Origin of the sequence: Klebsiella sp. GG_Kp173, assembly GCF_040062415.1 — a bacterium.
In the GTDB taxonomy this organism is placed as follows: Bacteria; Pseudomonadota; Gammaproteobacteria; order Enterobacterales; family Enterobacteriaceae; genus Klebsiella; species Klebsiella quasipneumoniae.
The window spans coordinates 87,679-94,511 of the sequence record NZ_JBEAFZ010000081.1 but is presented as its reverse complement, the minus strand read 5'-3'; the positions used below and the strand labels follow the sequence as shown (position 1 = coordinate 94,511).

The following is a 6,833-nucleotide window of genomic DNA, read 5'->3' as shown; positions in this document are numbered from 1 at the left end:
CCACTTTGTCGGATGCTTCAGATTATGACCAGACGGTTCACGCTGTACGCTTACGTCATACCAAGCATCGATGTGTAAACAGTCGAACCCCGGCGCCACAGCTTTTTGTCTTCCAGCGCCTTAGCCAGAGACAACGCGCCCTGGACTTTTTTTACATCCTCTTCAGATAATTGTGTTGCAGCCTGCAGCAGGGCAACATCTGGAACCTCAATGCCTGAAACCACTCGATAGACATACTGGCAGCCGTTATGAGTACGATGGAGTTTTCCCGCGGCATGTAGCTGCCGCAGCGTGTTACCTGCTGTACTGGCTTGCAAGTCGAGTGCATCGCAGACATCCTGCAGGACGCATTCTGGCGTCCGGCTAACGATGGCAAGCACCATCTGCGCTTTGGTTACTTTGGTTTTTGATTGTTTGGTCATGGTCAAAACTCGTTTACTTGGTTAAACCTGCCGCCTTGCGGCGTTTGTACTCTTCCATCAGAACCTGCGCTGGCGTCGGCCCTGCTGGATGCCTCGGTGCTGCCAACTGCCGACGAATCGGGGGAATCGAAAACCCGTTAGCCAGGTGTTTGGTCCATTTCGTGAGTAAGTTTTCTGCCAGTTTTTTCAGCTCTCCCTCCGTCAGGTTCCTCTCAACTCCAGTTCTGCGCATCTCAATGCAAATGTGATACAGAACATCCTGTTTCCATGGGTATTTGTCGCTTCCCGAATATCGGTAAGACTCGTTTCTCCAGCGTTTGTACTCCGCCATCACTGCATCGGATGTCAGATTGAATGGATTAGCACCGCTGGCAGACACCAGCGCAACGAACTCAGCAAGATCCGGCGGCCATGTGCTGCCTGCGGCGCAACGCTCCATGCACTGCCGGCAAACCAGCGTAATCTGGGCTTCACTCATCGACCCAATCTGAGCGATCCAGAGTTCTGATGGTTCCTCTCCGTTCTTCAGGATCCATCGGTTCGAAAAGATTTCGCCCATCACTTCCCATAAGCGCCACGCCGTTTCTACGGCCGTCTGTGCCTGCAACTCGCAACCGTTGCTCTCGGGCGGCTCGAATCTGTTGAACAGCTCTGGATGCTGCTGGCTCTGCTCGTACTCCCACATGATCGTTAACCCCATTCACTGGTTTTTTCTGGCGGACTTCCGCACGGTTAAGATGTCTTGCTAGTTTTTGCTCCCACTGGACCTGGTGAAACGCCCTGCCTTCAGCCTGCCAGTACGCGATGAAACTGCTCAACTCGGCCGCAAGATTTATCCCCGGTCTTAATGGCATTCCCCAAATCGTTGCCAGTCGGGGAAAATCCTCGGAAGGTTTCCATCCGAAATACATCGCAAATTTTCCGAATGCTTGTGTTTCACCAGGAACTATTCCCGGTTGATTCGGATAGTCAGGCACAACTGGTCCGACCAAAACCCTATGTGTGGGGGTTATATCTTTTGGTTCCTCTGGTAGATTCCGGATCCCGTTTTTGGGATCGTTTGACGGAAAAAACGGGATCGTTTGTTTTTTTTGTGTACAGGAAACAGTCCCTTTTTCGGGTGCCTTTTCTGCTGTAACAACCCCGTTTTCGGGTGTGTTTAAACGATCCCGTTTTTGGTAATGTTCCCGTTTTTGGGTGTGTTCAATTTCGGCAACGCTTTCTTCCACACCAAGAAGCCTGTAAACCGGGATTTGTTTAGTCTTTCCACGCCGTTCACCTGTATCTTCAATAAGCCCGATCGAAACCAGATACTGCAGGCTCGACTGGACCGTTTTCTTATCCAGCTCAGTTGCTTCAGCCAGCGCAGGAATGGATGGAAAAGCACAGAGATCAGCTCCGCACATGTCGGCCATCCAGGTCAGAACAGCTTTTGCAGAGGACTTCCCTGTCTTGACTTTTTTGGCCCATCGCATTGCATCAATGCTCATGAAGCCCCCCTATTTTCTGTACGGTACTCATTGTCAAAACTCGATTAAAAAAACTGTGGCGCTACGGCGCTTATGCTCGCCAGTAGTGGTCCCGCCGCATCTGCAGGTAGCATGTTAAAAAGTGCAATTGCTGCCTCCCGAATTTCACGCTCTAACTTTTGTAACGGAGCGCCAAGCAATTTTGCCTGGTGCGCTTCGCTACACTCTTTAATTGCTTGAGCCACCAGCTCGCTTTCAGTCAACCCACGTTTCAATCCGTGTTTGCGCGCAATCTCAATAGGCATTGCATCAGCGATCGCTCCTGAAAGCTGCATGACGTAACTGGCGTACTTCTCTGATCCAGATTCGTTTTTCAGGTAGCGGTACAGATTTTGTTTATTAACGCTGATGCCGCGACCGTTTTGTTTCTCCCACTGTTCGGCCACCAGCTTTGCGACGAGCTCCTGCGCGCGACCAGGTAATGAAGATTCCCATTCCTGAACAGCGGCAAAAATAGCCCTACACTTCTGGCGATCGCGGCGCATCAGCGAATAGTGATTTTTGGTTTTCAGTTGCACCGCCATGTCTTGGGTATAATTTTCAAAAGAGATGGTTTGCATTTTTATTTCTCCCTAGGATTTGAGGGTTCTGGAGGAAATACATCATCAAGCGAACAACTAACCCCTAACGTATTAAGTGCGGCCACGATATGACGAGAATCAGCTAGGCTTGGAACGCGTAAGGATTTTTCATAGTTGGCTAACCGAGGTTGGTTCCAACCAGCCGCTTTAGCCAAGGCTTGCTGCGAAATGTTGGCTTTTTTCCGTAAATGCGAAATGTAGTTCATACAGTTCTCCTGTTGTGTAAAACAATGTTCACACATCGTGAAATATCTGTCAATACAAAACGTGAATCCCCAATATTCACTCTTCGTGATAAAGTGAGGGTATGAAGACACTTGCTGAAGAAATCGGTGAGCGCATCAAGGCGCTAAGAACTGAGAAAGGAATGAGCCAAGGGCAGCTTGCGAAATTATGTGGCTGGTCTGGGGCGTCGCGTGTCGCCAATTATGAATATGGCAATCGAAACGTTGGTGTAGATGATGCATTGTCCTTAGCGAAAGCATTAGGCACCACGCCCGTTATGATTTTATTTGGCGAACAAAGTGATCCATCGAACTGGTTAACAGACAAACAAAAAAGGGTTCTTTCCCTATTCAATCAATTGCCTGAAGCTGAACAGGAACGCATGATCGATACCTTTGAGCTTAGACTTAAAGAAATTGATGAGTATGTAGAAAAATACCTACGCGGAAGATACAACCCCACCTAACTCAATCAAAAAATAAGCATTGCATAACCGGCCTTGAGCCGGTTTTTTTGTACACTTACCAATAAATTACACAAAATGAGTAATTTTGATTTCACATTTTGTATTGACAACAATTTCACGACATGTGAAACTTCAAAACACACAAAGCAGTATGGGTCATCGAGGCAGGAAGCCCACGAAGTAGCTGCCGGCGGCATACGAAACACCGGATGAGATGACGACAAGAAGAATTCGCAGCAGGTTTAAACGTTCCGCCGGCCGGCGTTACAGGCATGAGATAGGACATCACTATGAGAATAGATATATCCAAGATAGGGAAAATTTACTTTTTACTCGTCTCCCCAATCAAACTCTCTGTCGCGCAGGATTTGGAGGCCCGATTCGGAGACCGCGTAATCATTGCAGCTTTTGGTACTGATATCACGTCCATGGGCCTGGCACCAGGTGATGAAATCGTAAGTGCTGGCTACCACCTTCACAGCCTGGATACCGCTGTTTTCGTAGCGCTCCACCATGCTATCGGTGCGGATACGCCAGTCGTGGTAGTCAAAGGGAAGGACGTAAGCATCTGAAAGGATTTTTTGGAATCCTTCATAGTGAGCGGGATTTTCGTACCAGAAGACAGGTATAGGGCTACGAGACATTTTGCTCTCTTTTATTTGGCTGTGTGAGAGCGCCAAGAATACCACCGAGCCTGAAGTGGTGAAAAGACAGGCATCACGACTAGTAGGTTTTGCAATGCGGTGAATGCGGCTATGCGCACGCGGCACAGTTAAAAAATAAACATGGCGGTTATTCACATGTTGTGGGGAAAAAGTTGTCGGCGGTAGTTGTTAACTGGCTGCCGTCACCGGGAGGCACCCGGCGCCGCATTGCAAAACCACATGCTAATACTGAGTTAACTGGAGATAACTATGAAGGATTTTGCCCGAGTACCTACCGGCAACCAGGCGACCCACCTGAACTGGTTCGAGGTGAGACTACGCCAGCTGTGTTACTTGCTGGCGCAGAAAGGAAACCCTGAGGCTGAGGCATGAATACCCTGTTTGCCCTTGTCATCAGCGTATGTGCTCTCACTGGTGAATGCTCTGATGTTCTGATCGGTGTTTATCCATCAGAGGCCAGTTGCAACAGCAACGCCGATGAACAAAAAGTACAGGGCCAGTGCCTCCCCTACCGAAATGCACAAAAAATGGCTGACGACCAACAGCCTGCAGTGAGTTTTTGAATCGAGTTTTGACCAATGGCCATTACGGCCGGAGAAGTGATTATGGAATTTGGAATGAAACGCGTTCTGGCATCTGTCCAGGCCGCCGCCACTTTGAATAAGCTCTATGACGGCTCGCCTGTTTCACTGACGGCCATCAGTAAAGAGTCAAAGCTGTCTACTTCATACCTTGAGCAGATCTTCAAAAAGCTGCGGGCGGGTAACCTGGTAATTTCACAGCGTGGCCCAGGTGGTGGTTATAGCCCCCGCGGTGATGACATCACCGTTACAGAAGTGATCACTGCGGTATCTAAACTGCCAGCCCATAAAACTTTTGAGCCTATCCTGCGAGCGCTTGACGACGTTCGCGTATCGCAGCTGCTGCGGGGCGATTCGCCAGCCCCATAAAGCACAAAACCCGCACAAGGCGGGTTAAGTACCCGGTCAGCCGACCAAAGCTTTCCGGAATCGAGTTTTGACCAATGACCACCACCAGGGCGGCTGCCATCAGCTGCCGGGTATCTTACAATCCAAAGGAGCCCAAACGCAATGAACAACTACCCGTATCTCATTAAAGCTAAGGCAAAAGCAAACGAAGCGAAAAGTCTCTTCTGCTGGTTCTCTGCTAAATCCGATTCTCGCGCCGAGCGCAAAATTCGATAACTCTATTCTGCGTTCTTCTTACGATTGCATTGCTGAAGATTATCCGTGGGAATACTGGAACGATCGGGACGTACGAACAATGTTAGAGCTCGGCCAGGTCATTAGCTTCGACCCCAAAACAACGATCCCGTTTGAAGGGTCTCGTCACAATGCCCTCGCTGATGCTATTCATCAGGCCCGCTATGTATCAGCGATCTGGCAGCGAATAATTACCGGCAATCAGGTGCTGCAAAAATTGATGCAAGACTGATTTTTTATTTTCAGATACTGGCCCAGCAATGGGCCATAATGAGGTAAAACATATGCTCCAGATGTTAACCCTTGAAGAGTGGGCAAACGAGAAATACAGAAGCAATCCTCCAAGTGTTTCCACTCTCAGGAATTATGCTAAACAGAATATGTTTTCTCCCCCAGCCAAAAAAGAAGGTCGATTCTGGCGCGTCAGGGAGGATGCTGAGTTGGTCGGTACATTGACCACTCCTGTAGTAAAGAAAAGCGACCCTGTTCTTTTGCAGAGGATTTTGAACGATGGCTGCCAGACCACGTAAAAATAATATATCTATTCCAAATTTATACCCGCTCTTCAGTAGAAAGGTTAATAAAGTATACTGGCGTTATAAGCACCCGATAACTGGTAAGTTTCATAGTCTAGGAACAGATGAAGCAGAGGCCACGGCAATAGCTATTGAAGCAAATAAAAGACTGGCGGAACAACAAACCCGCCAGATAATGGCAATCACTGACAGAATTTCCGCCAGCTCAGGAAAATCAATATCAACTAACACTTGGCTTGAACGTTACTGGAAGATTCAGCAGGAAAGATTAAAGTCCGGAGATATTAAAGAAAACACTATCAAACAAAAAGCAAAACCAGTATCTCTGCTTAAGGAGCGGGTAGGAATGAAATTAATATCCGCTGTCAATGTTCGAGATGTTGCGCAAATTCTTGATGAATATTTAGCGGAGGGACAACCCAGAATGGCTCAGGTCATCCGCTCTGTCCTAATAGATGTTTTTAAAGAAGCTCAGCATGCGGGAGAAGTACCTCCTGGTTATAACCCTGCACTAGCAACTAAACAACCTCGTAGAAAGATCACTCGCCAGCGCCTCACTCTTGAGGAATGGCAAAAGATTTTTGATATAGCCGATGAAAATCACAAATACATGGGGAACGCCATGCTTTTAGCCATAGTAACAGGACAGCGACTAGGTGATATATCCCGTATGAAATTCTCAGACATCTGGGACGATCATCTACACGTTGAGCAAGAGAAAACCGGAAGCAAAATCGCTATACCATTAGCTCTGCGTTGCAACGCAATCAACTGGAGCCTCCGAGATGTAATCAGTCGTTGCCGGGATTATGCAGTAAGCCCTTATTTGGTTCATTTCTTTAGAACCACCTCACAGGCTGAGCGAGGAGCACAGGTGAAACCCAGAACACTGACCATGAATTTCAGCAAGGCAAGAGACAGTGCAGATATTGACTGGGGACAAGGTACACCGGCAACTTTCCATGAACAAAGATCGCTTTCCGAGCGGTTATATAAAGCCCAGGGTATAAACACGAAAGATTTACTTGGACATAAAACTCAACAACAAACGGATAGGTACCATGATGATCGAGGGAAGGGGTGGACAACTGTGGCCTTATGAGTTTTTTCGGGAGGGGTTTTGATAACTTGTTTTGATAAAATTTTGATAACCGTTCGAAAACTAATAATAAAAACGGGAACCAAC

At 47.8% G+C, this 6,833-nt stretch carries 12 protein-coding genes; 6 read left to right on the top strand and 6 right to left on the bottom strand.

The window, feature by feature from the left end; genetic code table 11:
* Nucleotides 1–50 precede the first annotated feature (50 nt).
* From ABLU50_RS18720 to ABLU50_RS18700, 5 genes are read right to left on the bottom strand one after another with little or no spacing between them, the layout of a single operon-like run.
* On the bottom strand, nt 51–422 hold the full coding sequence (locus tag ABLU50_RS18720; protein WP_323083901.1) for a hypothetical protein: 372 nt from the start codon (nt 420–422) through the stop codon (nt 51–53).
* Nucleotides 423–435: 13 nt separating this feature from the next.
* Nucleotides 436–981 (bottom strand): replication protein P, encoded by a 546-nt coding sequence (locus tag ABLU50_RS18715; protein ID WP_225608971.1) that lies wholly within the window; start codon nt 979–981, stop codon nt 436–438.
* Complete coding sequence (locus ABLU50_RS18710) at nt 893–1,912, bottom strand: DnaT-like ssDNA-binding domain-containing protein (RefSeq protein WP_071839092.1); 1,020 nt, start codon at nt 1,910–1,912, stop codon at nt 893–895. The genes ABLU50_RS18715 and ABLU50_RS18710 overlap by 89 nt, the downstream gene beginning before the upstream one ends.
* 44 nt (nt 1,913–1,956) lie before the next feature.
* Complete coding sequence (locus ABLU50_RS18705) at nt 1,957–2,511, bottom strand: toxin YdaT family protein (protein WP_043875517.1); 555 nt, start codon at nt 2,509–2,511, stop codon at nt 1,957–1,959.
* A gap of 2 nt (nt 2,512–2,513) precedes the next feature.
* Nucleotides 2,514–2,738 (bottom strand): helix-turn-helix transcriptional regulator, encoded by a 225-nt coding sequence (locus ABLU50_RS18700; RefSeq protein ID WP_023328112.1) that lies wholly within the window; start codon nt 2,736–2,738, stop codon nt 2,514–2,516.
* A gap of 101 nt (nt 2,739–2,839) precedes the next feature.
* Here ABLU50_RS18700 and ABLU50_RS18695 point away from each other — a divergent pair, with 101 nt between their 5' ends.
* On the top strand, nt 2,840–3,223 hold the full coding sequence (locus tag ABLU50_RS18695; RefSeq protein ID WP_014228883.1) for a helix-turn-helix domain-containing protein: 384 nt from the start codon (nt 2,840–2,842) through the stop codon (nt 3,221–3,223).
* A gap of 329 nt (nt 3,224–3,552) precedes the next feature.
* On the opposite strand, the gene ABLU50_RS18690 is transcribed toward ABLU50_RS18695, so the two are convergent.
* Nucleotides 3,553–3,867, bottom strand: coding sequence for a hypothetical protein (locus ABLU50_RS18690; protein ID WP_072041814.1), 315 nt, complete (start codon nt 3,865–3,867; stop codon nt 3,553–3,555).
* 389 nt (nt 3,868–4,256) lie between these two features.
* Here ABLU50_RS18690 and ABLU50_RS18685 point away from each other — a divergent pair, with 389 nt between their 5' ends.
* From ABLU50_RS18685 to ABLU50_RS18665, 5 genes are all read left to right on the top strand, one after another.
* On the top strand, nt 4,257–4,451 hold the full coding sequence (locus ABLU50_RS18685; RefSeq protein WP_039103071.1) for a DUF1482 family protein: 195 nt from the start codon (nt 4,257–4,259) through the stop codon (nt 4,449–4,451).
* Between the two features lie 42 nt (nt 4,452–4,493).
* Nucleotides 4,494–4,838, top strand: a complete 345-nt coding sequence (locus ABLU50_RS18680; RefSeq protein ID WP_014228879.1) for an Rrf2 family transcriptional regulator — start codon at nt 4,494–4,496, stop codon at nt 4,836–4,838.
* Between the two features lie 157 nt (nt 4,839–4,995).
* Nucleotides 4,996–5,343, top strand: a complete 348-nt coding sequence (locus ABLU50_RS18675) for a 3'-5' exonuclease (RefSeq protein WP_308148991.1) — start codon at nt 4,996–4,998, stop codon at nt 5,341–5,343.
* A gap of 52 nt (nt 5,344–5,395) precedes the next feature.
* Complete coding sequence (locus ABLU50_RS18670; RefSeq protein WP_012542206.1) at nt 5,396–5,641, top strand: excisionase; 246 nt, start codon at nt 5,396–5,398, stop codon at nt 5,639–5,641.
* Nucleotides 5,622–6,749 (top strand): site-specific integrase, encoded by a 1,128-nt coding sequence (locus ABLU50_RS18665; protein ID WP_043875519.1) that lies wholly within the window; start codon nt 5,622–5,624, stop codon nt 6,747–6,749. The genes ABLU50_RS18670 and ABLU50_RS18665 overlap by 20 nt, the downstream gene beginning before the upstream one ends.
* Nucleotides 6,750–6,833: the final 84 nt, after the last annotated feature.